The sequence below is a fragment of the Rhodospirillaceae bacterium genome (genome assembly GCA_018662005.1).
In the GTDB taxonomy this organism is placed as follows: domain Bacteria; phylum Pseudomonadota; class Alphaproteobacteria; order Rhodospirillales; family JABHCV01; genus JACNJU01.
The window spans coordinates 119,011-145,265 of the sequence record JABJHA010000014.1; the positions used below are offsets into that span (position 1 = coordinate 119,011).

General features: G+C 54.2%; 22 protein-coding genes. 8 read left to right on the forward strand and 14 right to left on the reverse strand.

The window, feature by feature from the left end; genetic code table 11:
- Positions 1 to 20 precede the first annotated feature (20 nt).
- Both HOL66_07540 and HOL66_07545 read left to right on the forward strand, forming a co-directional pair.
- The gene (locus HOL66_07540; GenBank protein MBT5244082.1) at positions 21 to 341 is read left to right on the forward strand and encodes a DUF1244 domain-containing protein; all 321 of its coding nucleotides are present in this window, start codon (positions 21 to 23) and stop codon (positions 339 to 341) included.
- Between the two features lie 15 nt (positions 342 to 356).
- Entirely contained in the window at positions 357 to 1,766 is a 1,410-nt protein-coding gene (locus HOL66_07545; protein MBT5244083.1) for an FAD-dependent oxidoreductase, read from the forward strand.
- Positions 1,767 to 1,773: 7 nt separating this feature from the next.
- On the opposite strand, the gene HOL66_07550 is transcribed toward HOL66_07545, so the two are convergent.
- Positions 1,774 to 2,544, reverse strand: a complete 771-nt coding sequence (locus tag HOL66_07550) for a DUF861 domain-containing protein (protein ID MBT5244084.1) — start codon at positions 2,542 to 2,544, stop codon at positions 1,774 to 1,776.
- Between the two features lie 158 nt (positions 2,545 to 2,702).
- Here HOL66_07550 and betC point away from each other — a divergent pair, with 158 nt between their 5' ends.
- Positions 2,703 to 4,223: a choline-sulfatase gene (gene betC / locus HOL66_07555; GenBank protein MBT5244085.1), complete on the forward strand. Its 1,521-nt coding sequence runs from the start codon at positions 2,703 to 2,705 to the stop codon at positions 4,221 to 4,223.
- 4 nt (positions 4,224 to 4,227) lie between these two features.
- On the opposite strand, the gene HOL66_07560 is transcribed toward betC, so the two are convergent.
- Positions 4,228 to 4,680, reverse strand: a complete 453-nt coding sequence (locus tag HOL66_07560; GenBank protein MBT5244086.1) for a nucleoside deaminase — start codon at positions 4,678 to 4,680, stop codon at positions 4,228 to 4,230.
- An 82-nt stretch (positions 4,681 to 4,762) separates the two neighbouring features.
- Here HOL66_07560 and HOL66_07565 point away from each other — a divergent pair, with 82 nt between their 5' ends.
- From HOL66_07565 to rsmD, 3 genes are read left to right on the forward strand one after another with little or no spacing between them, the layout of a single operon-like run.
- Positions 4,763 to 5,497, forward strand: a complete 735-nt coding sequence (locus tag HOL66_07565) for a gamma-glutamyl-gamma-aminobutyrate hydrolase family protein (protein MBT5244087.1) — start codon at positions 4,763 to 4,765, stop codon at positions 5,495 to 5,497.
- A complete protein-coding gene (locus tag HOL66_07570; GenBank protein ID MBT5244088.1) occupies positions 5,478 to 6,302 on the forward strand; it encodes an rRNA pseudouridine synthase in 825 nt (274 codons plus the stop codon). The genes HOL66_07565 and HOL66_07570 overlap by 20 nt, the downstream gene beginning before the upstream one ends.
- Entirely contained in the window at positions 6,275 to 6,865 is a 591-nt protein-coding gene (gene rsmD / locus HOL66_07575; GenBank protein ID MBT5244089.1) for a 16S rRNA (guanine(966)-N(2))-methyltransferase RsmD, read from the forward strand. Before HOL66_07570 ends, rsmD begins: the two co-directional genes overlap by 28 nt.
- Here rsmD and HOL66_07580 read toward each other — a convergent pair.
- From HOL66_07580 to HOL66_07625, 10 genes are read right to left on the reverse strand one after another with little or no spacing between them, the layout of a single operon-like run.
- Positions 6,857 to 7,603, reverse strand: a complete 747-nt coding sequence (locus HOL66_07580; protein MBT5244090.1) for a hypothetical protein — start codon at positions 7,601 to 7,603, stop codon at positions 6,857 to 6,859. The two genes, rsmD and HOL66_07580, sit on opposite strands and share 9 nt — an antisense overlap.
- Positions 7,603 to 9,417 carry a DNA mismatch repair endonuclease MutL gene (mutL, locus tag HOL66_07585; GenBank protein MBT5244091.1) on the reverse strand — a complete coding sequence of 605 codons (1,815 nt, stop codon included), beginning with the start codon at positions 9,415 to 9,417 and terminating at the stop codon, positions 7,603 to 7,605. Before mutL ends, HOL66_07580 begins: the two co-directional genes overlap by 1 nt.
- Positions 9,414 to 10,718, reverse strand: a complete 1,305-nt coding sequence (locus HOL66_07590; protein ID MBT5244092.1) for a glucose-6-phosphate isomerase — start codon at positions 10,716 to 10,718, stop codon at positions 9,414 to 9,416. Before HOL66_07590 ends, mutL begins: the two co-directional genes overlap by 4 nt.
- Before the next feature lie 48 nt (positions 10,719 to 10,766).
- Entirely contained in the window at positions 10,767 to 12,104 is a 1,338-nt protein-coding gene (locus tag HOL66_07595; protein ID MBT5244093.1) for an insulinase family protein, read from the reverse strand.
- 2 nt (positions 12,105 to 12,106) lie between these two features.
- Positions 12,107 to 13,582, reverse strand: a complete 1,476-nt coding sequence (locus HOL66_07600; GenBank protein ID MBT5244094.1) for an insulinase family protein — start codon at positions 13,580 to 13,582, stop codon at positions 12,107 to 12,109.
- A complete protein-coding gene (locus HOL66_07605; GenBank protein ID MBT5244095.1) occupies positions 13,479 to 14,102 on the reverse strand; it encodes a DUF3035 domain-containing protein in 624 nt (207 codons plus the stop codon). The genes HOL66_07600 and HOL66_07605 overlap by 104 nt, the downstream gene beginning before the upstream one ends.
- A complete protein-coding gene (lspA, locus tag HOL66_07610) occupies positions 14,092 to 14,625 on the reverse strand; it encodes a signal peptidase II (protein MBT5244096.1) in 534 nt (177 codons plus the stop codon). The genes HOL66_07605 and lspA overlap by 11 nt, the downstream gene beginning before the upstream one ends.
- Positions 14,622 to 17,486, reverse strand: coding sequence for an isoleucine--tRNA ligase (locus HOL66_07615; GenBank protein ID MBT5244097.1), 2,865 nt, complete (start codon positions 17,484 to 17,486; stop codon positions 14,622 to 14,624). Before HOL66_07615 ends, lspA begins: the two co-directional genes overlap by 4 nt.
- Entirely contained in the window at positions 17,483 to 18,427 is a 945-nt protein-coding gene (locus HOL66_07620; protein MBT5244098.1) for a bifunctional riboflavin kinase/FAD synthetase, read from the reverse strand. Before HOL66_07620 ends, HOL66_07615 begins: the two co-directional genes overlap by 4 nt.
- A gap of 44 nt (positions 18,428 to 18,471) precedes the next feature.
- On the reverse strand, positions 18,472 to 18,906 hold the full coding sequence (locus HOL66_07625) for a MaoC family dehydratase (protein ID MBT5244099.1): 435 nt from the start codon (positions 18,904 to 18,906) through the stop codon (positions 18,472 to 18,474).
- A 224-nt stretch (positions 18,907 to 19,130) separates the two neighbouring features.
- Here HOL66_07625 and HOL66_07630 point away from each other — a divergent pair, with 224 nt between their 5' ends.
- On the forward strand, positions 19,131 to 20,132 hold the full coding sequence (locus HOL66_07630; protein ID MBT5244100.1) for a M23 family metallopeptidase: 1,002 nt from the start codon (positions 19,131 to 19,133) through the stop codon (positions 20,130 to 20,132).
- Positions 20,133 to 20,144: 12 nt separating this feature from the next.
- On the opposite strand, the gene HOL66_07635 is transcribed toward HOL66_07630, so the two are convergent.
- A complete protein-coding gene (locus HOL66_07635) occupies positions 20,145 to 20,576 on the reverse strand; it encodes a hypothetical protein (GenBank protein ID MBT5244101.1) in 432 nt (143 codons plus the stop codon).
- Between the two features lie 332 nt (positions 20,577 to 20,908).
- On the opposite strand from HOL66_07635, the gene HOL66_07640 reads away from it, so the two are divergent.
- Entirely contained in the window at positions 20,909 to 24,997 is a 4,089-nt protein-coding gene (locus HOL66_07640; protein ID MBT5244102.1) for a transporter substrate-binding domain-containing protein, read from the forward strand.
- 18 nt (positions 24,998 to 25,015) lie between these two features.
- On the opposite strand, the gene HOL66_07645 is transcribed toward HOL66_07640, so the two are convergent.
- The coding region (locus tag HOL66_07645; GenBank protein ID MBT5244103.1) for a tyrosine-type recombinase/integrase at positions 25,016 to 26,255 on the reverse strand (1,240 nt) is incomplete at its 5' end.

A 26,255-nucleotide genomic window follows, 5' to 3' on the forward strand; every position in this document is an offset into this window, starting at 1 on the left:
TGGAACAAGAGAGAAGACCAATGGACGATAAAACGCGCACCGAACTGGAAGCAGCCGCCTTTCGCGGCCTTGCCCAACACCTTGGCAAACGCACCGATGTACAAAACATCGACTTGATGAATTTGGCCGGATTCTGCCGTAACTGCCTGTCAAAATGGTATATGGCAGCAGCCAAAGAGCACGATATCGACATGTCCTACGACGAGGCTCGTGAAATCGTCTACGGCATGACCTACGATGAATGGAAGCGCGATTACCAAAGCGAAGCGTCCGACGAGCAAAAACAGCTATTCCAGGACACCATGCCCCTGCACGCAGAGATCAGCGGCCATAACAAATAATCCTGAAGGTGTTCCATGCTACCACATGTGGCTGCGTTAAGTGATTCCACATACCGTCCCGTCTGGCTCGATTCAGAGGGAAGACCAGAAACCCTAGCCCCACTTGAGGGTGATGCCCGTTGTCAATTGTTGATTGTCGGCGGAGGCTTTACGGGTTTGTGGGCGGCCTTGCAGGTAAAGGAACAGCAACCTGATCTGGATGTTGTTCTGGTAGAGCAAACATTTATTGGTGATGGAGCATCCGGCCGCAACGGCGGCTTCCTGAACACCAGCCTGACCCATGGCGAAACCAACGGCGACTATCATTTTCCCGGCGAGGCTGAACATCTTGAGGAACTTGGGCTACAGAACATGAAGGCGTTTATCGAGACTCTGGAACGCTACAACATTGACGCCGAGTATGAACATGTCGGCCATACAGCCGTTGCCACTAACGAGGCAATGGCCCTGAAGTTACGCAGTCAGTTTGAGGCCGGGAAAGCAGCGGGCCGGGATGTCGTCTGGTTTGATGGCGATGACATGCGTCGCCAGGTAAACTCCCCCACCTACAAGGCCGGGCTATGGCATCGTGACGGACAGGACGGTGTGGTTAACCCTGGAAAGCTGTGCTGGGGGCTTAAAAAAACCATCCTGTCGCTGGGTGTGCGCATTTTCGAGAACACACCCGTACTTGATGTCGCCCCAGATGGTGACGGGATGCTGACCACCTGCGCCTCTGCCAACATCCGAAGCGACAAAATTCTGATGGCGACGAATGCTTTTCGCGGTCTGCTTCCCCAAATCCGCAGGCAAGTGATACCCGTTTGGGATTATCAAATCGCCACCGAACCTTTAACCCCCGAGCAACTGGACTCCATCAACTGGGGCAAAAACCGTCATGCTCTCTCCAACGAAGCCTACATGTTTCATTATTACCGGATGACAAAAGACAACCGCATTACCTGGGGCGGTGGTGGCGCTGTTTGCTATTATTATGGCAGTCGCACGGATCAGGGTGTCGCCGATGACCGGGGGCGGTTTGAGCGCCTGTCCAAAGAATTCTTTGAAACCTTTCCGCAGTTACAAGGGGTCAGGTTCAGTCACCGCTGGAGCGGCATCATTGCCTCTTCAACGCGCTTTTGCATGGTTCCCGGCGTTGCTTTTGACGGGCGCGTGTCGTGGGCCGTCGGGTATACGGGACTTGGTGTCGGGGCGACACGGTTTGGCGCCCGCATTGGTCTGGAATTACTGGGTTATCAGCCCAGTGATATTCTGGACATGCTGTTTGTCAAAAGGCGCGCCATGAACTGGGCGCCTGAACCCCTACGCTGGATTGGCGTAACCTTGACCCGCCACGCCCTTGCAAAGGCTGATGCCAACGGGGGCAAGCGGGGGCTGTGGTTAAAACTTCTGGATTACTTCCATTTAACGGGGTTCGCCTGCTAAAGACCGTTTAGCCTGCGGCAGGATCCACAATCGCATAATACTTCTTGATTCCACTCGTCTGCCAGCGACAAACCGTGCCCATGGGGATGAAAAAGGCGTCCCCGGCTGTGAACTGCTGGACAGTCCCGTCCTCTTCAGTGATCGTCAGATCGCCTTCGAGCATTTGTACGAACTCATGCCAGGGAAATGGCCTCATTTCGCTATCAAAGGCGGTACTGTCCCACATGCCGACAAACATGTTCCCAGCATCGTTGGTGAACAAAATATTGTCATGTTGAAGCGGCGCATCGCCAATCATCACAAATTGATCGGTGCTGTCCATCTTTGTCAAGCCTGCCTCAAGGGCGAGCGGATCAAGGACCATGATGCCGCCATCTGCAGAAGCAATTTCAGGTGTCGCTGCATTCGGGTTGGCGTAAGTGATATAGAATTTTCTTAAGAAACCTACCTGTTTCCAGCTAACGGGGATGCCGTTGCGAACGCAAAAAGATTGCCCCTCATGAACTGGCGTTTCGTTTGCATCACCATCAACCATGGCCACCTGGCCTTCAAGTATCCACATGAACTCATCCCCTGGATAGGGGCCGAATTGTTCCTGCATGGTGGTCGTTGTCCAAACACCAACGCTCAGGCCCAAGGCCTCATCACCGTAGTACTCATGCAAATATTGCTCGGGCAGGTCAGATTGAAAATCAGCTTGATCAAGTTGCATTTTCTCTAGGCCCGTTTCGGCGGGGCCATTGCGTTCAAACCGGATAACTTTTTTATCAGAGCTCATATCGTGTTTATACTTTCTGAAAAATTAGGCGCTGATCAAAAATTATATATGAGAAACCAACTCCCCGCAAAAACAGCTTTAACATTTCCATATCCCTGTAATTAAGAATAGAAGGGAAAATAACTTTTTAGAACCGGATCAGGCATACGGAGCATCCCATGTCGCAAACGTCATCACGCCCGAACATCGTTATGATTATGGCGGATCAGTTGGCCCCGCAATTCTTGCCCTGTCACGGACACCCTGTGGTCAAGGCCCCGACAATCGAGAAATTGGCCAGCGAAGGTGTCGTGTTTGACGCGGCCTATACCAACGCGCCGCTGTGCGCGCCATCGCGCTTCGTGATGATGAGTGGACGGCTTCCTTGCAAAATCGCCGCCTGGGACAACGCCGTCGAATTTTCTTCGGAGGTACCAACGTTTGCGCATTATTTATCAGCCGAAGGGTATCGAACGTGCCTTAGCGGCAAGATGCATTTCATTGGCCCCGACCAATTGCATGGATACGGTGAGCGCCTGACCACCGACGTCTACCCTGCGGATTTTACATGGCATCCGGAGTGGGACCGAGCTGACGCGCGGCTCGACTGGTTTCACAATATGGAGGTGGTGACAAAGGCCGGACCGTGTATGCGCTCGCTGTATCTGGACTACGATGACGAGGCAGTGTTCGCCGCCAAGCGCTATATTTTTGATCAGGCCCGCGATGGTAATGAAGATCCCTTTTTGCTGACCGTCTCGATGATCCAGCCCCACGATCCTTACCTTTGCCGGCAGGATAAATGGGACCTGTACCGGGATGATGATATCGACCTTCCCAAAACGCCGCCAGGTTCTGTTGATGAAGACCCCCATAGCGCCCGCATTCGCCACAGTTACGGTGCAACCGATGTTGATCTTGACGACCAAACCCTACGAAACGCACGGCGCGCTTATTACGGATCGATCAGTGATATTGACGACAAGGTTGCCGAGATTCTGGGCGCGCTCGAAGAGTCGGGACTTAGGGACAACACCATCGTTATCTTTACCGGTGACCATGGGGACATGCTGGGGGAACGGGGCATGTGGTTCAAAATGAGCTTCTTTGACTATTCATCCCGGGTTCCGCTGATCGTTCATGCACCGAAAATGTTTTCCCCACGCCGGGTCGGGCAAGCGGTTTCTCTTGTTGATTTCCTGCCGACGCTGGTTGAGCTTGGCCGTGACGGAAAATCCGGAAATTATGCGACGCCCCTCGAGGGGCGCTCGCTTCTGTCACATTTAAACGGCGGTGCTGGTCATGACGAAGTGATTGGCGAATACTTTGCCGAAGGCATTGCGACACCGATGTTGATGATCCGCCGGGGCGCACACAAATTCATTTGCGCGAAAGGCGATCCGCCCCAGTACTACAATCTGGAAACTGACCCCGAAGAACGGCTCAACCTTGCCGCCGATCCCGCATTCATTGCCCAGACCAACGCCTTGCAAGCGGAAATCGATGCAGCCTATGACCTGGACGCCTTGACAGAGCGTGTTAAGGAAAGCCAGCGCCGGCGACAGTTTCTTAAGGGCGTAATGCGCGAACAGGCCATCACCTGGGACTATACCCCGGCCCGTGACGCCGCCCACGATTACGTCCGCAACACGATGCCGATCTATCAACTTGAGAAGCGCGGACGATTTCCGCAGGTATAAGGCTTTAACGCAAATCCTTGAAAAACTTCTTCAGCAAGGTACTGGCCGAGGTTTCTTCCATGCCGCCAACCACTTCGGGCCGGTGGTGACAGGTTGATTGTTCAAACACCCTGGGACCATGATCGACGCCGCCACCTTTTGCATCGTAGGCGCCAAAATAAAGCCTGCGCAGGCGGGCGAAGGAAATCGCCGTCGCGCACATGGGACAGGGCTCAAGGGTGACATACAGGTCGCAGTTTTCGAGCCGCGGGCTTTCCAACTTCGCGGCCGCCTCCCTTATCACCAGCATCTCGGCATGAGCCGTCGGGTCGTTCTTTTCTTCCGTACAGTTTCCGGCCCAGGCAAGGACCTCACCGCTGACCGCATCAACAATAACCGCCCCGACCGGCACTTCGCCCCGGTCGGCGGCTTTTTCTGCCTCTTTCAAGGCCATTGCCATGTAGGTTGACTGATCCATAGGCAAACAGTGAACCCAGCATGAAGCGCCGTCAATATGCTTTACTTGCGAAAAGGCCCTGTGATCTCTACATTCCGCCCTTATGAAAACACCCATCATTGGCATTACGTTGGATTCGGAAGATGCCGGCGGGTATTCAAAATTCCCCTGGTATGGATTGCGTGAAAATTACGCAGGCGCAGTCTCCAGCGCTGACGGCTTGCCATTGGCCCTGCCCCATCAACTTGACAGTGTTGAGCAATATCTGGACCTGATTGATGGTTTGATGATCACCGGCGGTAATTTTGATATTGATCCGGCTCTGTTTGGGGCCAGCGATCGCCATGACAGTGTTGTCACCAAAGACCACCGCACCAGCTTCGAGATGGCGATCACAAAAGGCGCACTTGAGCGAAATATGCCGGTGCTGGGCATTTGCGGCGGCCAGCAATTATTGCATGTGGTTTTGGGCGGCACCCTGATCCAGCATATCCCCGACGCTATTGAGCAAGCCCTTGCCCACGAACAACCCAATCCCCGCGACGAGGTGGGTCATCAGGCCTTTGTCAAGGAAGGCACCATGCTTCGGCGCATCGTCGGCACCGACACCCTTGAGGTCAACAGCGCCCATCACCAAGCGGCAGCCGATGAACCTGACGGCGTTATCATCAATGCCCGCGCCCCTGATGGCGTTATCGAAGGTATTGAATGTAACGCCTACGCCTTTTGTATGGGCGTCCAGTGGCACCCGGAATTTCATATCAGCGAGGGTGATAATCTGATTATCAAGGCTTTCATCGCCGCCGCAGGAAACGCCAATGGATCAACAGAAGCCTGAACGTATCGCCAAGGTTCTGGCCCGAGCCGGATTGTGTTCTCGCCGCGAGGCCGAACGCTGGATCGAGGCAGGACGTGTTCAGGTCGATGGCAAGACCCTGAGCAGCCCGGCTTTTACCGTCGATCAGACAAACCTCATCGTGGTCGACGGCAAACCCCTGGCCGAGCCCCAGGAAACAAGACTGTGGCGCTATCACAAGCCGACCGGCCTTGTCACCACCCACAAGGACCCACAAGGCCGGCCAACGGTGTTCGAGCGTCTGCCTAAAGAACTGGGCAGGGTTATCTCCATCGGCCGCCTCGACCTGAATTCGGAAGGGCTGCTTCTGTTGACCAATGACGGGGAACTGGCCCGACGCATGGAAATGCCAGCCACCGGGTGGGTTCGCCGCTATCGGGTTCGGGTCCGTGGCACCGTTGATGAGGATAAGCTCAAAAAACTCAAGGACGGCATCACCATTGCCGGTGTCAACTATGGCTCCATTGACGCGGTTCTTGACAGCAAGACCCGGACAAACGCCTGGCTGAGTGTTGCTTTAAGCGAGGGTAAAAACCGGGAAATCCGCAAAGTCATGGAACACATGGACTTGCATGTAAATCGCCTGATCCGGCTTTCCTACGGCCCCTACCACCTGGATAAATTAACCCGTGGGGCGGTTCAGGAAGTCTCGGCAAAAATGCTGCGAAACCAGCTAAGTGACGATGACGCAAAAACAACCGGCAAGACCCGGGGCAAGGGTTGGGCGAAGGCAAAAAAAGCACCGAAGAAAAAGCGCACATTAAGCCTGAACAAGGGTCGCACGTGAGAATCATCGGTGGCAAATTCAAGGGGCGTACATTAAGCGCCCCGCCGGGACGGGATGTTCGCCCGACCTCGGACAGGGCCCGTGAGGGAATTTTCAACATCCTTTCCCATTCCATCGACTGGAACGGCTTCGACGGCCAAACCGTGCTTGATGTTTTTTCGGGCACCGGCGCACTGGGGTTGGAGGCGATGTCCCGCGGCGCCACACGCGGGGTTTTCATCGACAACGACCCGGTTTCCTTAAATTGTTTACGCAGCAACGCCGCCAGCCTTGGTGAGGCAAGCAACATCACCCCGCTTAAACTGGATGTAACACGGCTGGCACCGCCACCCAGAATAGCCGGAGCACCTCTCGGCCTGATTTTCCTCGATGCTCCTTACGGCTCCAACCTGACTGACCAGACCTTGTTGGGGTTATCGAACAAGGGCTGGATTGCCAACGCCGGTATTGTCATCGTTGAAACCGGCAAGGATGAAGAACTGACCATTCCACGTCAGTTTGAAATCCTTGATACCCGCACCTACGGTGCGGCACAGGTTACGTTCCTGAAGTTTTCAACTTGAATAACCTTTGATCTGGTAGACCAGATCATAACGGCGGTGACGTTCGGGGTGAGGGGCAAAATTCCAACGCCAGTCCGCTGTCTGAACTTTCAGGCTTTGCGGGATACTGACACCGGCCAGCGGGTCTTCTTTTTCGACCACTTCGCCATCAAGGCAGAGTTGCTGTTCGACTTCTGTCATCAGGCAAATTCTGGCCGTTGATTTTTGCAGGGCATCCACATGGGCCTGCATCAGTGATGCGGCCACTGACTGTTCAAGCCCCGCAAAGGCCATTGGCAGTATGGCAAGCTGGCTGAGCACGTTCAGGGAGATCACCAAATCAGCCCCGTCCAGGCCCATATCAGGAGCATTTGGCGGGATTCGCGACGTGCCACTATGGAGCGCTTCGACAAAGCTCGTGATATCACGCGTTTCAAGAGTGACATTGGAGAACCGCCGGACGGCTTTGCGGACGGCTGGCATGTGCAGGATATCGACCAGAACGACCCCGTCAAAATGCTCAGACAGTTCTTGCAGAGGAACGTCATAAAGCAGCCCTGAGCCCAGCACCACGACCCGGCCCCGACTTTCTTGCATGACCTGACAAATCCAGTCCTTGCACATAACCAGATGTGGCTGCCAGGCGGCCTGACAGCGTTTGTAGCGCGCCGCCATACCAATCAGTTCGCGCAGGTAACCAACGTCCTTTACCGGGCGTGGGCAAGGCGTTGTCAGGTTTTGGTAGAGCTCGTAAAGCATTAACGCCTGCCGAACAGCTTCTCGATATCTGCAAGTTTCAGCTCAACGTACGTTGGGCGACCATGACTGCACTGGCCGGAATGTGGTGTCGCCTCCATCTCGCGCAGCAGGGCATTCATTTCTGTCCCGTTGAGACGCCTGCCTGCACGCACCGAGCCATGACAGGCCATTTTTGCGGCGACATCGCCTAGCCGGTCTTTGAGGGCCAGCGCCTCATCATGTTCGGCCAGATCATCGGCCAGGTCACGCAGCAAACCCTGAATATCACAATCACCCAGCAAGGCCGGAACCTCGCGCACGACAAGTGCACCGGGACCGAAGGCTTCAATGGTCAGGCCCAGCTCGAACAATTCATCGCACCGTCTGTTCAGGCGATCGACGGCGGTTTCATCCATTTCCACGACTTCCGGGATCAGCAAGCCCTGACGGCTAACCCCGCCCTGATCGAGGGCGTGCTTGATGCGCTCGTGAACCAGTCGTTCATGGGCGGCGTGTTGATCGACAATGACAATACCGTCGGCTGTTTGGGCGACGATATAGGTTTCATGCAACTGCGCCCTGGCCACCCCAAGCGGATAATCGGCCAAGTCTTCAGCCTCGTCGATGGCGACACCAACATTAAAGGCATCCGGTGCGGCCAGTGGTGCTTCAAGACCGCTGCCGGGTGCGAAAAAACTCGCCGCCCGTTCGGCCAGCCCGGCAGGAATTGAACCACCACCGCTGTATCCGCCGCCGCCACCATGACCACCCAAGGGCAGTGAGCCGGGTTGAACCGCAGCGAGTGCGCCGTGACCTACCGTGGTTGAGGCACGGTGTCCGGCTTCGGCCAGGGCATGTTTGACCGCCCCGACAATCAGCCCGCGAACCAGGGCGGCATCGCGAAAACGCACCTCGGTCTTGGCCGGATGGACATTAACGTCCAGGGCGTCGCTGGGGACTTCCAGAAACAACGCCACCATGGGATAGCGATCACCGGCCAGAAAATCCCGGTAAGCGCCCCTGAGAGCGCCATAGAACAACTTGTCGCGAACCGGCCTGCCGTTAACGAACAGGAACTGCATTTGCGCGTTACCCCTGTTCAAAGTCGGAAGGCCAGCATGACCGCTTAAATGGACGCCTTCACGTTCGGCATCGATAGAAATAGCGTTGTCGGCAAAATCCCGTCCCATGATCGCGCCCAGCCGTTCAAGCCGACTATCCAGCAGGTCACCCTGGGATGGGGCCAGACGCAACATGTCGCGCTCGCCGTTGTTTAGGGTGAACCCAATACCGGGATGGGCCATGGCCAGTCTTTTCACCGCTTCGCTGACATGGCCAAGCTCGGCGCGCGGGGTTTTCAGAAACTTCAGTCGCGCCGGGGTCGCAAAAAACAGGTCGCGGACATCAATGCGGGTGCCGACGGGATGGGCGACCGGGTCCGGCGTGCCAACGACACCGCCCTCGACGCTTAACATCCAGGCTTCTTCGTCGTCCGGGCGGCGACTGGTTAATTGCAGGCGGCTGACCGCGCCGATTGAGGCCAAAGCCTCGCCGCGAAAACCAAGGCTGGAAATATTTTGCAAATCATCATCGGGAAGTTTCGATGTGGCGTGACGCTCGATAGCCAGTTGCAACTCGTCGCCAGACATGCCCTTGCCATCATCGGTGACGGTTATTTGGGTACGCCCACCGTCACGAACAAGAATGTCGATGTGGCTGGCCCCGGCATCGATAGCGTTTTCTACCAGTTCCTTAACCGCAGAGGCCGGTCGTTCGACCACTTCGCCGGCGGCGATGCGATTGACCAGGTTTTCCGGCAAGCGGCGTAAGGTCATGCGGGACTGTCCATTTCCGACAAAAATTGCCGCGCCAATTGTTTGCCGGTTTCCACGGCCGGTTGATCGAAGGGATTTACCCCCAGCAAGTGGGCGGCGATGATGGTTTCGAGCATGAAATGCATCATCAGGGCGCCGAGGCTTTTCTCATCCAGTGCGTTGATGCTGATCATCCGGGTCGGGCATCCCTTGTCGACAAGTGCCGCCGCCGTCGCTCTTTGCTCGGCCTCCAGAAGATCGCCCATGGAACGTCCATTCAGGTAAGCCAGGCGGTCGTCGCTGCTGGCATTTACCGTCCCGCCAGCCCCGGCAACATCGATGGTTAACAGGGTGAACATCTTGTCATGGGGGCCATCAAGATAAAGTTGTAACTGACTATGCTGGTCGCGGGTGCCAATAGCCCCGATCGGCGTCGTGCCGGTGCCATCCTTGCCCAGGCTTTCGCCCCACAATTGCTGAAACCACATAGCAAAACTTGCCAGTCTGTCGGCATAAGGCATCAACACCGTCGATGTTGCGCCCTTGTTTTTAAACAACGACACATTAAGCGCCGCGCCGACAGCAGCCGGGCAATCCGCTGGCGTCTTTGCATCAAGAGCAGCCTTAAGAACTTCACCCGCGCCAGAACGTACAGCTGCTGGATCGAGGCCTGCGATCATTGCCGGCAACATGCCAACTTGAGACAACACGGAAAACCGGCCGCCGATACCCGGGTCGTGATCGAACACGCTTAAACCCCGGCTCATTGCGATCTGGCGCAATGGATTGTCGCCAGGCTCGGTGATGATCAGGAATGCATCAGCCGCCGCGTCTTCACCGGCCTCGACATCCATTGCCTCAAGGCAAATCAAAAACTGGGTTATGGTTTCAGCGGTGCCGCCGGACTTCGATATGACAATAAAGCCGGTACGATTAAGCCCAACCTGCCCGAACAGGGCGTCGAAAGTATGGGGGTCGATGTTATCAATGAAATGAAGATGCGGCGCCCCCGCCCGTGGCCCAAAGCCCACATCGGCAAGCGCGCAAACTGTTTGCCCGCCAAGGCTTGACCCACCGGTTCCAAGAACCACAACGTCATCAAAATCCTGCCGCCAACGCTCGGCAAGCGGCTTTACGGATTGCAAATCAGCGTCCGCTTCGGCCAGGCGCAACAGCGGCAGACTGTTGTCCGCATACGCCTGGGAGATGACATCCAGCGCCGCGCCTGTTTGGGCAAGAGTGCTGGCGTATTGATCGTCTGTCAGGCCGCGCGCGCCAATGGCGCTGGCAAAACAGTTTTCAGTGTCGTGACGGTAGAGCATCGGTAAAACAATCCGCAAAAAGGAATCAGCAGCCCATACTTTAGAACGTTAAGGGGTCGAGGTCACACCCTCAGGCGCGCCAACAACAACAACGACCATATTTTCAGGATCGAGCAGCCTTTTTGCCAGCCGGTTAACATTCTTCAGGTTAACGGCTTCGACCAGTTTATTGCGCTGGTCGAGAAAATCGATACCCAGTTTTTGAAGCTGAATGGAAACCAGTATTGAAGCAATGCTGCCGGTCGAGGTAAAGCGCAACGGGTAGGATCCAATAAGATAGGTTTTGGCGTCGGCAAGTTCTTCCGGCGTAACACCGCTTTCAGCCATTGCTCGCCATTGGCTTTTCAGAACCTCAAGGGTTTCCCCGACGCGGGCGTTAGCGGTTCCGCCGTAACCCTGAACAAGTCCTGCATGATCAAGGGGGTAAAGATAACTGCCGATGGAATAGGCAAGCCCGCGTTTCTCCCTGATTTGAGCATATAATCTTGAGGTAAAACCGCCCCCACCAAGAATGTGGTTCATGACATAGGCGGCGTAAAATTCAGGGTCAGAACGCTTCAATCCTTTTTGTGCGAAAGCAATGGCGCTCTGAGGGATGTCCATTTTAACAACCTTCGTCCGGCCCGCCGTATGTGGCTGAACATCCTTAACGCTTAAGTCTTGCCCCGCTTTGGGCAAATCGGCGAAGACCTCATCCAGACGACGCCCCAGTTCTTTGTCATCCATATCACCGACCACGGCAATAACCAGGTTGTCGCGGGTGAGGCGCTGGCGGGTAAAGGCCCGAAGGTCTTCGCTGGTAATCGCCATAACAGTTTCCCTGGAACCATCGACCGGGCGACCATAGGGATGGTTCGGGAACAGCTCCCGGGCCAATGCCTGCCCGGCAATGGTGTCAGGATCTTCCAGATCGTGGCGCAAGCCAGCCAGGATTTGCCCACGAATGCGTTTAACCGGCTCGCTATCGAAGCGCGGTTCAAGGAGCGCAACTTTCAACAAATGAAAGGCCTGATCCTTGTTTTCACTTAAGGTTTTAAGGCGGCCGCTAAAGGCGTCGCGTCCGGCGTTGAAGCGAAGCTCTATAGACAAATCCTCCAGCCGGCGCTGAAAGGATTGACTGTCAAGCTCGCCTGCCCCTTCATCAAGCAACCCGGAAACCATATTGGCGAGGCCATCCTTGCCGACAGGATCAAGCGCCGCCCCGCCCCGAAAGGCAAAGCGCACATTAATGATCGGATTTATGGTGTCACGGACCAGCCACGCGGTGATCCCTGCGGGGCTGACCACACGTTCGATATTGACCGTATGATTCGCTTCATGACCAGCGCGCACCGGCACCGATATGATCAGGCTGGCGACAAAAGCGATTAGGAAGAGCGCCCTCATGTTCATGGCGATGCCTTCCCTTCGAGGACGGCCGTGATAGAGGGCCTGCCATCAAGGACGGCACGCGCCGCCGCATTGACCTGATCCAGCGTCACCGCGTCAATGCGGTGTGGCCACTGTTCGACATCTTCGATTGTGCGGCCTGAAACCAGCGCCGAACCCAGAACCCTGGCCCCACCGGACAGGGAATCGCGGGCATAGACGGCCTCTGCGATCATTGACTTTTTTACCCGCCCGACATCTTCTTCCTTAACTCCCTGGTCAAGCAGTTTGGCGACTTCTTCTTCCATCGCCTGCTCCAGGGTTTCCATGCTGACGCCGGGTGCCGGGGAAGCATAAAAGGAAAAGCGTGTCGGTCCCAAAGAGCCGGACCCATAACCGGCCCCGGCAGAAACGGCGAGTTTCCTGTCAACCACCAGGGCTTTGTAGATCTGGCTTGTAGCGCCGCCACCGATAACCCCGGCAAGAACCTCAAGGGCGTAGCTGTGCAGACTTTCGGGCCCACCGGCAATGGACGTATGACGACTTGGCGCCAGATAGGTGCGGCTCCACGATGGCTGACGAACCCGGGCATCTTTCAGACTTATGCGCCGGGAGGCGCTTTGCGGTGGTTCACCCGGGCGCGCGCGGTCCACAAAGGGAGAGCCCGGAATCTTCCCGTAGGTTCTTTCGGCAACGGGTTTCAACTCTGCCATAGTGATATCGCCAGCAACGACAAGAACGGCATTGCCGGGGCTATACCATTTTCGATAGAAGGTCCGCAGATCATCAACGTTCAGGGCGCGAATTTCATGCTCCCAGCCGACAATCGGGCGACGGTAAGGGTAATTCAGAAACAACGCTGCATTGACATGTTCACGCAAAATAGCGCCGGGATCATTGTCAGTACGTTGGCGGCGTTCCTCAAGCACGACAAGGCGTTCCGTATCGACCTCCCCGGGGTCGAGGATAAGATTGCGCATCCTGTCGGCTTCCATGGTCATCATCTTTTCAAGATGCTGGACGGCGACAGTTTGGTAGTAACCTGTGTAATCCAGCGACGTGAAAGCGTTTTCCGAACCACCAACACGGGCGACATTTTTTGAAAATGCCCCCGAAGGGAAGCTTTCGGTGCCTTTGAACATCAAATGCTCAAGCAAGTGTGCGGAACCCGTCTTGCCGGGCGCCTCGTCGGCTGCCCCGGCCTTGTACCAGAGCATGTGGGTGACAACAGGCATCCGGTGGTTAGAAACAACAACCACCTGCATCCCGTTTGCGAGTGTGAATGTTTGCGGGTTGAAAACCCCGTGTCCCGCCACGGCATCAAGTGGCGAGAGAACAGCGGTCAAACCCGCCAGAACGAGGGAAAGCCACGTCAGGCCGCGCGAAACGGGATTAATCGAACAAACTCCCCCAGAAGCCTTTTTCTTCGCCGTTTCTGGACGAGTCGCCACCACCTTCACGCTGGATTGTCGGTGCCGGGGTTTCCTCAATGACATCACCTGAAGCCTGTTTCCTGCGCATACGACGTTCTTCGACAGCCGGATCAATAATCGCACCCTTCAGGCCCGTGGTTTGTTTCCAAAACAGAATACTGTCAGCAAAATTTTCGTCATTGTTCCCTGACAGGGCCGCCGTTTCATTGTTGACGAGGGATCGGATGTCCGGATTAGCCTGGTCAGCACCGGCATTGGTCAACAGGGCTATAATTCCGGGGCTCTTGTCTGCTTCTGCCTGGGCGGCTGTTTGCGCAGCCGTGGCAGGAGGGACCCCGGCGTTGGACAGCAGGGCTTCTTTGGCATCGTTTCGTGGCGTCAGGGTTTGCGGACGGTTAGCGCCGGGTTTGGGCGGACGCAGACCAAAGTCAGGTGGCAGGCTTAAGGGCGCACGGGAGTAGACGGCAAATTCATCGGGTGCACGTTTGTCTTCGCCAAAGACGTTACTTTCCTGCGTTGTGCAGCCAGCGAGAACCGGCACGGCAATTAGCAGCGCCAGCAAAATGGAAGTCTTATTTGTCATTTTTTTCCGCATCATCTTCGTCTGTGCCTGTTTTATTCTGTTCAGGCCCTCTAAACAAGGAGTCTAGCACTAAAATAACGGCACCGACAGTAATCCCTGCATCGGCAATATTGAAGGCCGGCCAGTGATAATCGCCAATATAGAAATCAAGAAAGTCGGCAACCGCGCCAAAATGGATGCGGTCGATAACATTTCCAATCGCCCCGCCGATAATCAGACCAAGGGCATAGCTGACAAGACGGCCCTCGGCCCGCTTTAACCACATCAGCAAAACCGCCACGACAACCAGCGCCAGACTGATGAGCAGCCATTTGTTTAAGGGAGAATCCCCATCGAACATGCCAAAACTGACGCCCCTGTTCCAGCCCATGACCAGATTAAAGGACGGGAAAACAGCAATGGTTCTGGGTGACGCCATGACATCAAAAACGATCCACCACTTGGTCAGTTGATCGAGAATGATAACGGCCAGTGCTACGAGAAGCCCCAACCTTAAAAATCCGTATTCCCTTCCATCGCTCATTCAGTCGGACCCGGATTGTGTTCAGCGGCATCGGCGCAACGTGGGCAGACTTCAGGATGGTTCGGATTGGAGCCAACATCTTCAAGAACCTTCCAGCAGCGCCCACACTTTTCGCCCTTGGCGAGTTCCGGCACCACAGCGACTCCGGCAACATCTTCAAGGGTGAAGGCGTCAGCAGGGGCAGCGCCACTGTCAAAACGAACGCCGGATGTGATGAACAAATCGCCGCGTTCATCGCTGGCCAGCGAAGACAGGGCATCGGTATATTCCTCGTCGGCATAAACGACAGGGGCAGCCAGTAAGCTTGAGCCAATTCTTTTTTCGGCCCGTTCGACCTCCAGCGCGCCGGTAACGACCCTTCTCAGACGGCGGATTTTTGACCATTTGGCGGCCAAGGCATCGTCGCGCCACTCGTCGGGAATTTCCGGGAACAGGCGCAGGTGAACGCTTTCTTCTTCACCCGGATTGCGCTCCAGCCATGCTTCCTCTGCCGTGAAGCAGATGAACGGCGCAAGCCAGGCGGTCAAACAGTTAAAGACTTCGTTCAGCACCGTTCGGGCGGCGCGACGATTTGTCGATGTGGCGCGGTCGCAGTACAGGCTGTCCTTGCGGACATCAAAATAGAAGGCTGACAGATCGATAGCACAGAAGTTATGCAGTTCGGTAAACAGCGGATGAAAGTGGAAGTCATCGCATGATTTGCGAATCATCGCGTCCATTTCCCACAACCGGTGCAAGGCCCAGCGTTCCAGTTCCGGCATCTGGGCTATCGGCAGGCGTTCGCTGTCCTCAAATTCGTTCAGGTTGCCAAGCAGGAAGCGCAACGTGTTGCGCAGGCGACGATAGACATCCGTATGGCTTTTGATGATTTCAGGGCCAATTTTCAGGTCTTCGGAATAATCTGAACCGACCACCCACAGGCGCAGAATATCGGCCCCGTTAACATTGACCACATCATGGGGGGAAACGATATTGCCCAGGGACTTGGACATTTTATAACCGTCCCCGCCCATCACAAAGCCATGGGTCAGGACCGCGTCGTAAGGGGCACAGCCACGGGTGCCGCAGGATTCAAGCAAAGACGAGTGAAACCAGCCGCGATGCTGGTCGGACCCTTCAAGATACAGCGAAGCGGGCCATTGAAGATCATCGCGGGCTTCCAGAACGAAACTGTGGGTCGACCCGGAATCGAACCAGACATCAAGGATATCCGTTACCTGATCGAAATCTTCAGCGTTATGATCATCGCCCAGGAAGCGCGACGGGTCAGAGGCGAACCAGGCATCAGCGCCTTCTTCGCCGACCGCTTCGACAATGCGTTCCAGCACTTTTTCATCCCTGAGTGGTTCGCCGGTTTTTTTATGGACAAAAACCGTAATCGGCACACCCCAGGCCCTTTGCCGCGAGACGCACCAGTCAGGACGGGTTTCGATCATGCCGTTGAGACGATTGCGCCCGGCTTCGGGGACAAAGCGGGTGTCGCCTATGGCTTTCAGGGCGGTTTCGCGTAGGCCGTTTTTATCCATGGAGATAAACCACTGCGGCGTGTTGCGGAAAATCAACGGCGCCTTGGAACGCCAGGAATGAGGATAGCTGTGGCTCAACTTTCCCGAAGCCAGCAAACTGCCAGCCTCGGTCAGCTTTTCAATGACCACCTTGTTGCCGGGATAATAGGGTTTGTTTTTGGTGCCGATTTCCATCACCGGGATACCAGCGAACAGGCCGACATGGTCAAAGAACGTACCGTCCGCATCAACCGTGTCAGGAACCGCAATACCGTTGGCGATGCCCAATTCCCAGTCATCCGCACCATGACCCGGGGCAATGTGTACGAATCCGGAACCGGTGTCGATTTCAACGAACCCTGCAGCCAGCATGGGCACATCGAAGCTGTAATAGTCATCGAGTTCGTGCAAGCCATGGCGGCAGACCGTTCCGGCCAGATCTGCACCCTTAAGCGCATGAACGACGTCATGGGTGGAAATTCCGGCGGCGCTGCAAACCTCGGCGATCAGGGCCTTGGCGACAACAAACGTCTCGCCAACCCGGGCCAGGCTTTCCTCGCCAATACCAGTGACCTTCAAGGCGACATAATCAACATCGTCGCCGTAAGCGATGGCGCGGTTGCCGGGGATTGTCCACGGTGTTGTTGTCCAGATCACGATGTCTGCCCCGGACAGTTCGGGGATACTTGACTTGGCAACCGGGAAGCGCACGAAAATAGTGGTCGATGTATGATCGTGGTATTCGACTTCGGCTTCAGCCAGGGCGGTCTTCTCCACAATCGACCACATCACAGGCTTGGCCCCCTTGTACAGGGACCCATCCATCAGGAACTTGCCAAGCTCGCGCACAATCTGCGCCTCTGCGGCGTAGGCCATGGTGGTATAGGGGTTGTCCCAGTCACCAATGACGCCCAGTCGTTTGAATTCCTCGCGCTGGATATCGATCCACTTGTCGGCGAATTCGCGGCATTCCTGGCGGAACTTGACGATCGGCACCTCGTCTTTGTCTTTGCCAGCCTCGCGATATTTTTCCTCGATCTTCCATTCGATCGGCAAACCGTGGCAATCCCAACCGGGAACATAGTTGGAATCCTTGCCCATCATCTGCTGGGAGCGCGAAATCACGTCCTTTAATATTTTGTTCAAGGCGTGACCGATGTGCAGGTGACCGTTGGCGTAGGGCGGGCCATCATGAAGGATAAACTTCTCGCGGCCTTTGCCGGCATCCCGCTGGCGGCGATAAAGGTCCAGTTTTTGCCATCGCCCCAGCATCTTCGGCTCACGTTGGGCCAACCCGGCCTTCATCTTGAAGTCGGTACGGGGCAGAAAAATCGTCGGTTTGTAATCAATACTCATTTTTTATCCTGGGCCAGAATCCGCCGTGCATTATCACTATCAATGGCGATTTGTGCCCTTAAATCATCAATGCCGTCAAATTTCTTTTCGGGACGTAAAAAGTCAACCAGCGCAATGCGCAGGTGTTGACCATACAGGTCGTCGTCGAAATCGAACAGATGGGCCTCGAAAATAGTGTCTTTTTTATCAAAGGTCGGGCGGCTCCCGTAGTTGGCCACCCCGTCATACCAGCGTGTCGCACCTGCTTCATCAATACCGGCGCGGATCGCATAAACACCATGGGCCGGACGCAGGTATTCCCCCAGATGCAGGTTCGCCGTGGGAAAGCCAATCGTCCGCCCGCGGGCGTCGCCACGTTCAACCCGGCCGTCAATTTCAAATTCCCGGCCCAGTAAAAGAGCTGCAGCGCGGGGATCGCCCGCTTTCAGGCATTCCCTGATACCGGTTGATGAGTAAACCGTCTGCCCATCATCGACGGCGCTGACACAGGTAAAATCGAAACCTTCTTCCTGCCCTTTATGAAGAAGCAGTTCGCAATTTCCGGCCCGCTTATGGCCAAAAACAAAATCATAACCGGAGACCACATGGCGCGCCCCCAAACCTTCAACCAGCACCTGTTTGATAAAATCATCGGCGCTAAGGTTGGTAAAAGCCTCATCGAAATGCAGGACAATCAGATTATCGACCCCCAAGTCGCCAATGTGACGGGCCTTGGTTCTGAACGGTGTCAGCCGGAAGGGTTCGCCCTCTGGCATGAAAAGGGAGCGTGGATGGGGTTCAAAACTGAGCACAGCCCACGGAATATTCTGATCATGGGCAATACGCCCGGCTTCGCCGATAACCGCCCGGTGCCCCAGGTGGACACCATCGAAGTTGCCGATAGCGACGGAAGCGCCCCGGACTTCGGCTGGCAGATTTTCGAAGTGTCTGAATATTTGCATTGCGGCAAGAAGATGTCCGTAGGTCCCTGACGGGTCAAGCGGAATCAGCCCCTGGCAGGAACCATAACTGTGGCTTCACCATCAATGACCACCTTGTCAGCGACCAGACAAACCGTCTTCAACTCGGCAAATCTCTTCTCAGGCACCAGTTTTGTGACGGTGACACGGGCCGTGACCGTATCCCCGGCCCGGACCGGGGCCTTGAAACGAAGCGCCTGGTTTACGTAGATGCAACCCGGCCCCGGCAACTTGGTTCCGACAACAGTCGAAATCAGGCTGGCCGTTAACATGCCATGGGCAATCCGCCCTTCAAAGATGGTTTCGTTAGCGAACTCATGGTTCAGGTGAACAGGATTAATGTCCCCGGAAATCCCCGAAAACATGACGATATCGGCATCTGTCATGGTCTTGCCGTATACGTCGGTCATGCCTTCTTCTAGATCTTCAAAGTAATAACCGTGCAGTTCGTGATAGGTCATTTCCTGGGTCCGTTCGTTATTCTGGTGATTAAAATCCGGGGCCATGCTGCAGTGCAGCATTGGCGTGCCGGGCAATATACTGCGATAGTGTTTTGCAAACAAGTCGCTGTTGGCACTATCGGAACATTCCCTTGGCTTAAAAAAATTGCTATTGATGAGCGATGCGACCGATAAAAAACAAATCCCGCGCAGGGGGGACTAAAAACAACCCAGGCTACCGTGCCATGTCGCGCAAATTCGTGGCTGGTCTGCTTTTGCCCTTTGCCTTTGCCGCCCTGCCCGCCACAGCCCAGGAGCCCTTCAGGATGGAGATGCCTCTTCGCTGCTCGCCGGGCATTGATTGCTGGATCGTCAACTACGTCGATATGGATCCAACCCTGGGTGTCAGCGACTATATGTGCAGTAATGCTTCATACGATACCCACAAGGGAACAGACATCGCGGTTATGGATGCCAGCGTTATGCGCGAAGGGGTTGAGGTATATGCCTCCGCAACGGGGATCGTGCGTGGCGTCCGAAACGATATGCGCGATATCGATTTCAATCAGGGTGGCGGCCCCTCATCAGTTGAAGGCAAGGAATGCGGCAATGGCATCCTGCTTGATCATGGTAATGGCTGGACAACCCAGTACTGCCACATGCTTCGCGGCAGCGTCATCGTCGCCAAGGATGACGAGGTCGAAGCTGGACAGACAATCGGTCTTGTTGGCCTGTCGGGCCTGACCGAATTTCCCCATGTTCATATTCAGGTCAAACACAATGAGCAGGTCGTTGATCCTTTCGCCGGTCTTGGAAGAACCAAGAAATGCGGTATCGGCAAGGCCCCACTATGGAAAACCAACGCCTTGCTGTCGATGCTGTACGAACCGACAGCGCTCTATAGCGCCGGTTTCTCTTCAACCACACCCAACGTCCGTATCGCCCGCGAAGGCTTGTACGGTGGCGAAGTGTTGTTCGAGAAATCCCCGGTCATCGCCCTGTGGACGGATATGTTCTGGGTAAACCGGGGCGACAAACTGCAATTTATCATCACCGGGCCGGAAGGCCAAACCATGCTGGCGCATACCACAACCCTGAAAAAGAAAGAGGCACGCCGTTTTGCCTATGCCGGCATCAACAGAAGTGAAGAACCCTGGCCGAAAGGCGCATACACGGGCGAAATCCGTCTGATCCGCCCCGGTTCGGATGAAGAATACAGCGTCGTCAAGGTGATTAACGTCAACTAGAGCATTTCCGGGCTAACGACGCCGACGCACCAGTTTCGGTGACGAGCGCATGGATTTCAGCACCCGTTTGGCAGGGCGGCCGCGTTTCGGTTTTTCGACAAGGTCTTGTGGTTCTTCCGCAATTACAGGCTTTTCTTTGGTTTTGTTGAAAACATCATCGTCAAACAGGGCCGAACGCTGATGCTTGTTTGAGATGCGCCGCTCAATCATCGCCAAGGTTCGTTTGACCATGGGATGTCGTTCGGGATCGGCATGACCGGTAATCAGGTGGCGGCGGGCAATCGCCTTGGTGATGGCAATAATTTCATCATAATCGTAGCGCGGCTCGCACCAACGCACAAAGGTAGCAAGAGTCCAGGCGTGGGCCGGCAACGGCTTCAGGCGACGTGCCTGACACCAGCGGGCGAATTCATTCCAGGACTTGCCATGGGCGCGCAATGTCATCGGGACTGTGTCCAAAAAGCTTCCAAGCCCCCAGAATAGCAGCATTTTGGATGGCGGCAACAAGGCTTGGTCTCATAGGATTGCGTTTTGATTTATATATTGGTCATTGATACTCAAAACCGGTCACCTGGGCCTTTCCCTTGCCGATGATGGACATAACGGACAATGTGTTCTCGATCTGATTCTTGTCATGCAAATATCCGGCTGTATTTGCTATAGTTTGCTCTTCATCTTACTTGGATCATTGTCAGCACCATACAAGAGCCAGTGAGAGTATGTGATAGCAGGTCAAAACCCGGCAGAGGCGCGGACGGGAAGAGGGATTTTTCTAGATGACATTACTATCGGGTAAATTGGTAAGCCCCAAGCGCGCTCTCGGTTTGCTGTCCCTGATAGCCATGCTTTTTGGACTGTCGCCCCTTGCTACAGCCCAAGAAGCTACTGATGCGCCAGCACCTCTTCGTATCGCCATCGACAGGGCCTATTCTCCATACAGCCTGATCGGACCAACCGGTGAAGCAACCGGCTTGGCGGTGGAGATGTGGCGTGCCTGGAGCGAAGCCACGGGTACGCCTGTTGAGTTTGTTGCTTCCGGCTGGGAGGAAACCCTTGAAGCCTTGCGCACTGGCAAGGTCGATGCCCACTTCGGTATGTTCAAGTATGCTTCCCGCGCCGAATGGGCTGATTTCGCCGAACCTATCCACCAAATTCATACGGCCCTGTTTTTCCGCGCTGGCGAGGACGAGATGGTTCCACTCAAAGATTTGGCAGGCGAGAAAGTGGGCGTGTGGGCTGAAACCTACCAGCATCAGTTTCTGAAAGATAATTTTCCCGACATCAAGGCCGTCGCCTCAAAAAGCGACGACCAATTGATCCTCAAGCTGCTCAACGGCGACGTCCGCGCGATCCTCAACGAGGTACCATCGGTGGATGCAGATCTGGCATCCTTTGGTATCAGGGGGGTCCTCACCCGAAGTGAAAAAATCCTGTTTTCCAATTATGTCCAGCCCGCCGTGCGCAAGGGTGAAACGGCTCTTCTCGAACTCATCAACGAGGGATTTAGAAAAGTCTCCATCGACCGACTGCATGAACTGGAAAAATTGTGGATGTCCAGCCCGTCCGATCATTTTTACGCCGGGGCGGGCGGACAGGTTGAATTTACCCTTGAAGAAGAAGCATGGCTGGACGCCAATCCGGCCATAACTCTGGCGGTGACGACTTTCATTCAGCCGGTCGATGTGATTGATGAAGCGGGCAACTACTCGGGAATGAACGCCGATCTCATCAACATGCTAAATCAGAAACTGGGCATCAACATTGTACCGGAATTTTTCGACAGTTGGGGCAAAGTGGTCAAGGCCACCACGGGGGGTACGGTTGACGGCGCCTTCAGTCTGTCAATTACGCCTGAACGCGAAAAATCCGTCCTGTTCACCAAGCCCTATGCCTTCGATCCCATCATCGCCATTGTGCCGCGCACCAGCAACGATATCCTGGATTGGAAGGACCTGAACGGCAAAAACGTTTCCGTCGTCAAGGGTGCTTCAATTATCGAGGAAATCCAGGGAATGCTTGGCGATGGTGCCCTTATTACCGTCGAATCTGAAGCTGATGGCCTTAAGCAAGTGGAAAGTGGCGCAGCGGATATTCATGTTTCCTGGCTGCTTCCTTATGGCAACGCTCAACGCTCTGACCCTGTTGACGGATTGAAGATCGCCCTGACACGCAACTCAGAAGGCGGTTCGCTGCGCATTGGCATTCACAAAGACAGACCAGAATTATTGGGTATTCTTCGCAAGGGCTTGAACGCCATCAGTCGCGAGGAATTGACGGCCGTTCGCAACAAATGGTTATTTCCCAAGGACGCCTCCATGGATATGCCCGTGACCTTGAGAGCCGATGAACTGGGCTGGATGCAGGCCCATCCGATTATTCGTCTGGCGGTCCTCAAGGACTACGCACCTTTTGATTTTACCAATAATGATGGCACCCACTCTGGCTTGCACAGTGACTTGCTCAAGCTCATCAACAAGCACCTGGGGGCAAATATCGTCGCTATTCCTTTCGATACCTGGAAGGAGGCCTATGACAAGGCAGCTTCTGGCGACCTCGATGGCATCATGTCGCTAGGCTGGACCAAGGAGCGCGAGAAAACCTTCCTGTTTTCGACCCCTTACCACTACGACCCGGCCGATATGGTCGTCCAGGATATCGACGGATCCGTAAAATCATGGCGCGCACTGAATGGAAAAACCATCTGGGTGCGAAACAGCTCATCCCTGATCCGAAAAATAAAAAAAGATCTGCCAGACGCCAACATCATCGAGGCGGACAGCGAAGCCTACGCCCTGGAGCAACTGGCGTCAGGTAATGGTGACGCCTATCTTGCCTGGATCAGTGCCGACAAATCAAAGCTCCGGTCCATGGGATTGAAGGTAGCCGCCTCGGTCGATACCCGTCAGGGAGAGCTGCTGATCGGTGTCCACCGAAGCCGACCGCTCGTCGCAGGCATCATCCAGAAGGGCTTGGGCTCGATATCCGCCAAAGAGATGGCGGCACTGCGAAGCAAGTGGCTTTTTAGTGAGCAGCAAATGGCCGATCTCACTGCGGAGGAATGGGCATGGGTAGAAAACCGCACCATCAAGGTGGGCGTGGAACAATGGGCCCCCCTTGTTTTTTTAGACAATTCCGGGAATCTTCAAGGATTGGCGGGTGGGTTCCTGAGACGAGTCAGCAACGCAACGGGCCTGAAATTTGAAATTGTTGGTGACGAATGGGCTTCTTTATTAGGAGATTTTAAGGAAAGAAAAATCGATTTACTTCCTGCCACTTATTTCACTGAAGAGCGAGCCACATACGGCCTGTATTCAGATCCATTTTTCTATATGCGGGAATACGTTTATGTAAAAGATGGCAGTACCGATATCAGTTCGATTAAAGATATTGCGGATAAACGCATTGCCGTCGTTAAAGGATACGGCACTATTCCCAAGATCCGTGCCAAATATCCCAAGGCGACTATCGTCGAGACAAACAATCTCATGACGTCTATTGACGCGGTCCTGAATAGCGAAGTGGACGCCCTGATTGAAGCGCAAATGGTGGTTGAACATACCATAAAAACCAATGCCATCATCGGTTTGAAGGGAATTAGCCAGTCAGTCTTCCCGGCATCGCCCTTACATTTCTTTTCGCGTATTGATGAGCCAATATTGCAGTCCATCCTGCAAAAAGGCCTGGATGCCATAACTGAAGAAGAAGAAAGAGCCGAAATCGGAAAATGGATATCGGCGACGAAAACTGAAAGACAAAAGCTTGGCTTGAGCATAGATGAGCAGGGATGGTTATCGGAACACGAAAACATTCGCTTGGGCGTTGATACATCCTGGCCGCCTTTTGAATTCGTTGATGAGGACGGCAAGTATTCGGGGGTTAGCTCGGGTTATATAGACGTCATTTCAAAACGTCTGGAATTATCCATGCAAGCCGTACCGGGTATCAATTGGTCACAAGCTATAGAAAAAATCAAATTCGGGGAACTGGATGTTTTACCAGCGGTAGCCCGCACCCCGGAACGTGAAGCATTTTTGAATTTCACCAAACCCTACGTTAAGGTTCCCATGGTAATCGCTACCCACAAGGATGGGCCGGTTGTCGGCGAAGTTGGTGACCTGGAGGGTAAATCAGTTGGTGTTGTAACCGGCTATGCCTCCGCTGAATTGTTGCGCGCTGATTTCCCCAAGCTGAATTTCATCGAAATGAACAGCGTCGCCGCCCTGCTTCTGGCTTTGTCAGAAGGCAAGATTGATACCGCTTTCGAAAACCTGTGGGTTATCAGTTACGAGAAAGAACGCCTGAGCCTGGACGATGTTAAAATCGCAGTGCCGACATCCTACAACATCGATTTGTCCATGGGAGTTCGCAAGGACTGGCCGGAACTGGTACCCATTCTGGATAAGGCGCTAGCCTCTATCGATAAACAGCAATCAACCACGATCAGGAATGCCTGGATGGCTGTTGAGGTCAAGTTTGGTCTTGATATGAAAACTGTCCTTATCTGGGCGGTGCCCGCCGGTGGCGGTGTGCTATTGATCATTGCCTTTGTTGTCGGGTGGAATCGCCGGCTTGGAGCGGAAATAGACGAAAGGAAACGGGCGGAAGAAGAATTGGCCAAACGGACGAACTTGATACAGGCCGTCCTTGGTTCTTTGACGCAGGGAATTGTCGCCTTCGACAAGGATCTCAAGCTGATCGCCTGGAATAATCATTACAAGGAAATCCGTGATTATCCCTCTGAATTGCTGGAAGAGGGCCGGGATTTCAGGGATAACTCTTCGAATTTTTCGAATGCTACACTCATTCTTCATTCCCTTTTTATTTTCCGTTTTGCATTATTGGTTGTCGAGCCTGTTTTGGGGTAGCTGTATAGGTTCAGCGTATTAACCTTTTTTCGATTTTTTCCGGGTTTTGATCGCTGCCAAAACCTGAGCCGTTATCTGAGCGGCCAATTCTTCGTCGGAAGCGTTCTCGTCCGCATCATTAATGAATTCCTGTAACTCTTCTGAGTAAGCATCTTCACCAGCAAATACCTCTGCGTCTCTGCTGGCATCACCGTGATAGTAATGCTGATTAATCATTTGTGGACTAGATCCCATATGATGAGCGAGCCTTTGGGCGTCCATCCCATATTCCGCAATCATTCTTGTCGCAAAACTATGGCGGACACTGTACCGGGTTCTGGGCTGCCCATTTGGAGCAAAGCGCATATCGGCTTCCTCTAGCGCATTGCGGAACATTTCGCTGAGACCTGTAACTGGCCTGCCGTCAGGCATTGCAAAAACATAAGCTTCAGGGCTGGATGGGCTTGTATGCCGATGCAAACGCGCGAGAGATTGTCTGACTGAATGCTGCGCAATTAGCTCTCTTGGTGCGCCGTCTCTAGTTTTCCCAACAGGAACGGTTATTTTTACGAACGAAACACCGTCCTTCTTGAACTCCATATCAATGTGTTTCCATTGGAGCCTATCAACTTCTTTGCCGGGACGAATGCCGGTATTGATAAGAAAATCTATGTAGTACATCAAAACTGTGCGTTTATAAGTCGTGATAAAGCTTTTACCTTCAGCCGCAGACCATTCGACCAAGAACTCAAGCAAACGTTCGAGCTCTTCTTCCGTAAAGTATGGCCTACGTTTTGACCGCTTGCCTTTGTCTTTTACGGTTAGAACTGGAAAGTCTCTTCTGCTGATAGCCTTTTTGCGAGCAGCTAGCGACAGGATGGCGCGTATTACAACATTGTGCTGATTTATAGTTCCTTTTGCCGGAACCCTTCCCATTTTATCTTGGCGCATTTTTTCAAATTCAAAAATTGCGTCATCGTCAATGGTTGTAATTTCCTTGTCGCCAAGCAGAGGGATGATCCATTTATCAACAATGAGGATATAGGTCGCAAAAACGGTCTTGGCTGTGCCAGCGTTCATTTGAGCAATCAGCTCATCTTTATATAGCGAGCAGTAATAAGAAAATTTCTTTGAGGCAAACTCAGGCTGGCCCTGAGCTACACGGCTCTTGCCTGTGAAGAACGTGGTTTTTGCTACTTGCTCAGCTTTTTCCAACGTCTTTTCTTTAGTTGAAAATACCTTCCAACTATTATCTGCAGCTTTAACTCTAGCCCTGATA

Coding starts and splice junctions, on each gene's coding strand:
- HOL66_07605 (MBT5244095.1), bottom strand. CDS start 14,102: ATGACAAATAAGACTTCCATTTTGCTGGCGCTGCTAATTGCCGTGCCG.
- HOL66_07580 (MBT5244090.1), bottom strand. CDS start 7,603: ATGCTTTACGAGCTCTACCAAAACCTGACAACGCCTTGCCCACGCCCG.
- HOL66_07620 (MBT5244098.1), bottom strand. CDS start 18,427: ATGCAAATATTCAGACACTTCGAAAATCTGCCAGCCGAAGTCCGGGGC.
- lspA (MBT5244096.1), bottom strand. CDS start 14,625: ATGAGCGATGGAAGGGAATACGGATTTTTAAGGTTGGGGCTTCTCGTA.
- HOL66_07640 (MBT5244102.1), top strand. CDS start 20,909: ATGACATTACTATCGGGTAAATTGGTAAGCCCCAAGCGCGCTCTCGGT.
- HOL66_07565 (MBT5244087.1), top strand. CDS start 4,763: ATGAAAACACCCATCATTGGCATTACGTTGGATTCGGAAGATGCCGGC.
- HOL66_07615 (MBT5244097.1), bottom strand. CDS start 17,486: ATGAGTATTGATTACAAACCGACGATTTTTCTGCCCCGTACCGACTTC.
- HOL66_07590 (MBT5244092.1), bottom strand. CDS start 10,718: ATGCTCTACCGTCACGACACTGAAAACTGTTTTGCCAGCGCCATTGGC.
- HOL66_07540 (MBT5244082.1), top strand. CDS start 21: ATGGACGATAAAACGCGCACCGAACTGGAAGCAGCCGCCTTTCGCGGC.
- HOL66_07570 (MBT5244088.1), top strand. CDS start 5,478: ATGGATCAACAGAAGCCTGAACGTATCGCCAAGGTTCTGGCCCGAGCC.
- HOL66_07595 (MBT5244093.1), bottom strand. CDS start 12,104: ATGAGGGCGCTCTTCCTAATCGCTTTTGTCGCCAGCCTGATCATATCG.
- HOL66_07550 (MBT5244084.1), bottom strand. CDS start 2,544: ATGAGCTCTGATAAAAAAGTTATCCGGTTTGAACGCAATGGCCCCGCC.
- betC (MBT5244085.1), top strand. CDS start 2,703: ATGTCGCAAACGTCATCACGCCCGAACATCGTTATGATTATGGCGGAT.
- mutL (MBT5244091.1), bottom strand. CDS start 9,417: ATGACCTTACGCCGCTTGCCGGAAAACCTGGTCAATCGCATCGCCGCC.
- HOL66_07545 (MBT5244083.1), top strand. CDS start 357: ATGCTACCACATGTGGCTGCGTTAAGTGATTCCACATACCGTCCCGTC.
- HOL66_07630 (MBT5244100.1), top strand. CDS start 19,131: ATGTCGCGCAAATTCGTGGCTGGTCTGCTTTTGCCCTTTGCCTTTGCC.
- HOL66_07600 (MBT5244094.1), bottom strand. CDS start 13,582: ATGTCATTGAGGAAACCCCGGCACCGACAATCCAGCGTGAAGGTGGTG.
- HOL66_07625 (MBT5244099.1), bottom strand. CDS start 18,906: ATGACCTATCACGAACTGCACGGTTATTACTTTGAAGATCTAGAAGAA.
- HOL66_07635 (MBT5244101.1), bottom strand. CDS start 20,576: ATGACATTGCGCGCCCATGGCAAGTCCTGGAATGAATTCGCCCGCTGG.
- HOL66_07560 (MBT5244086.1), bottom strand. CDS start 4,680: ATGGATCAGTCAACCTACATGGCAATGGCCTTGAAAGAGGCAGAAAAA.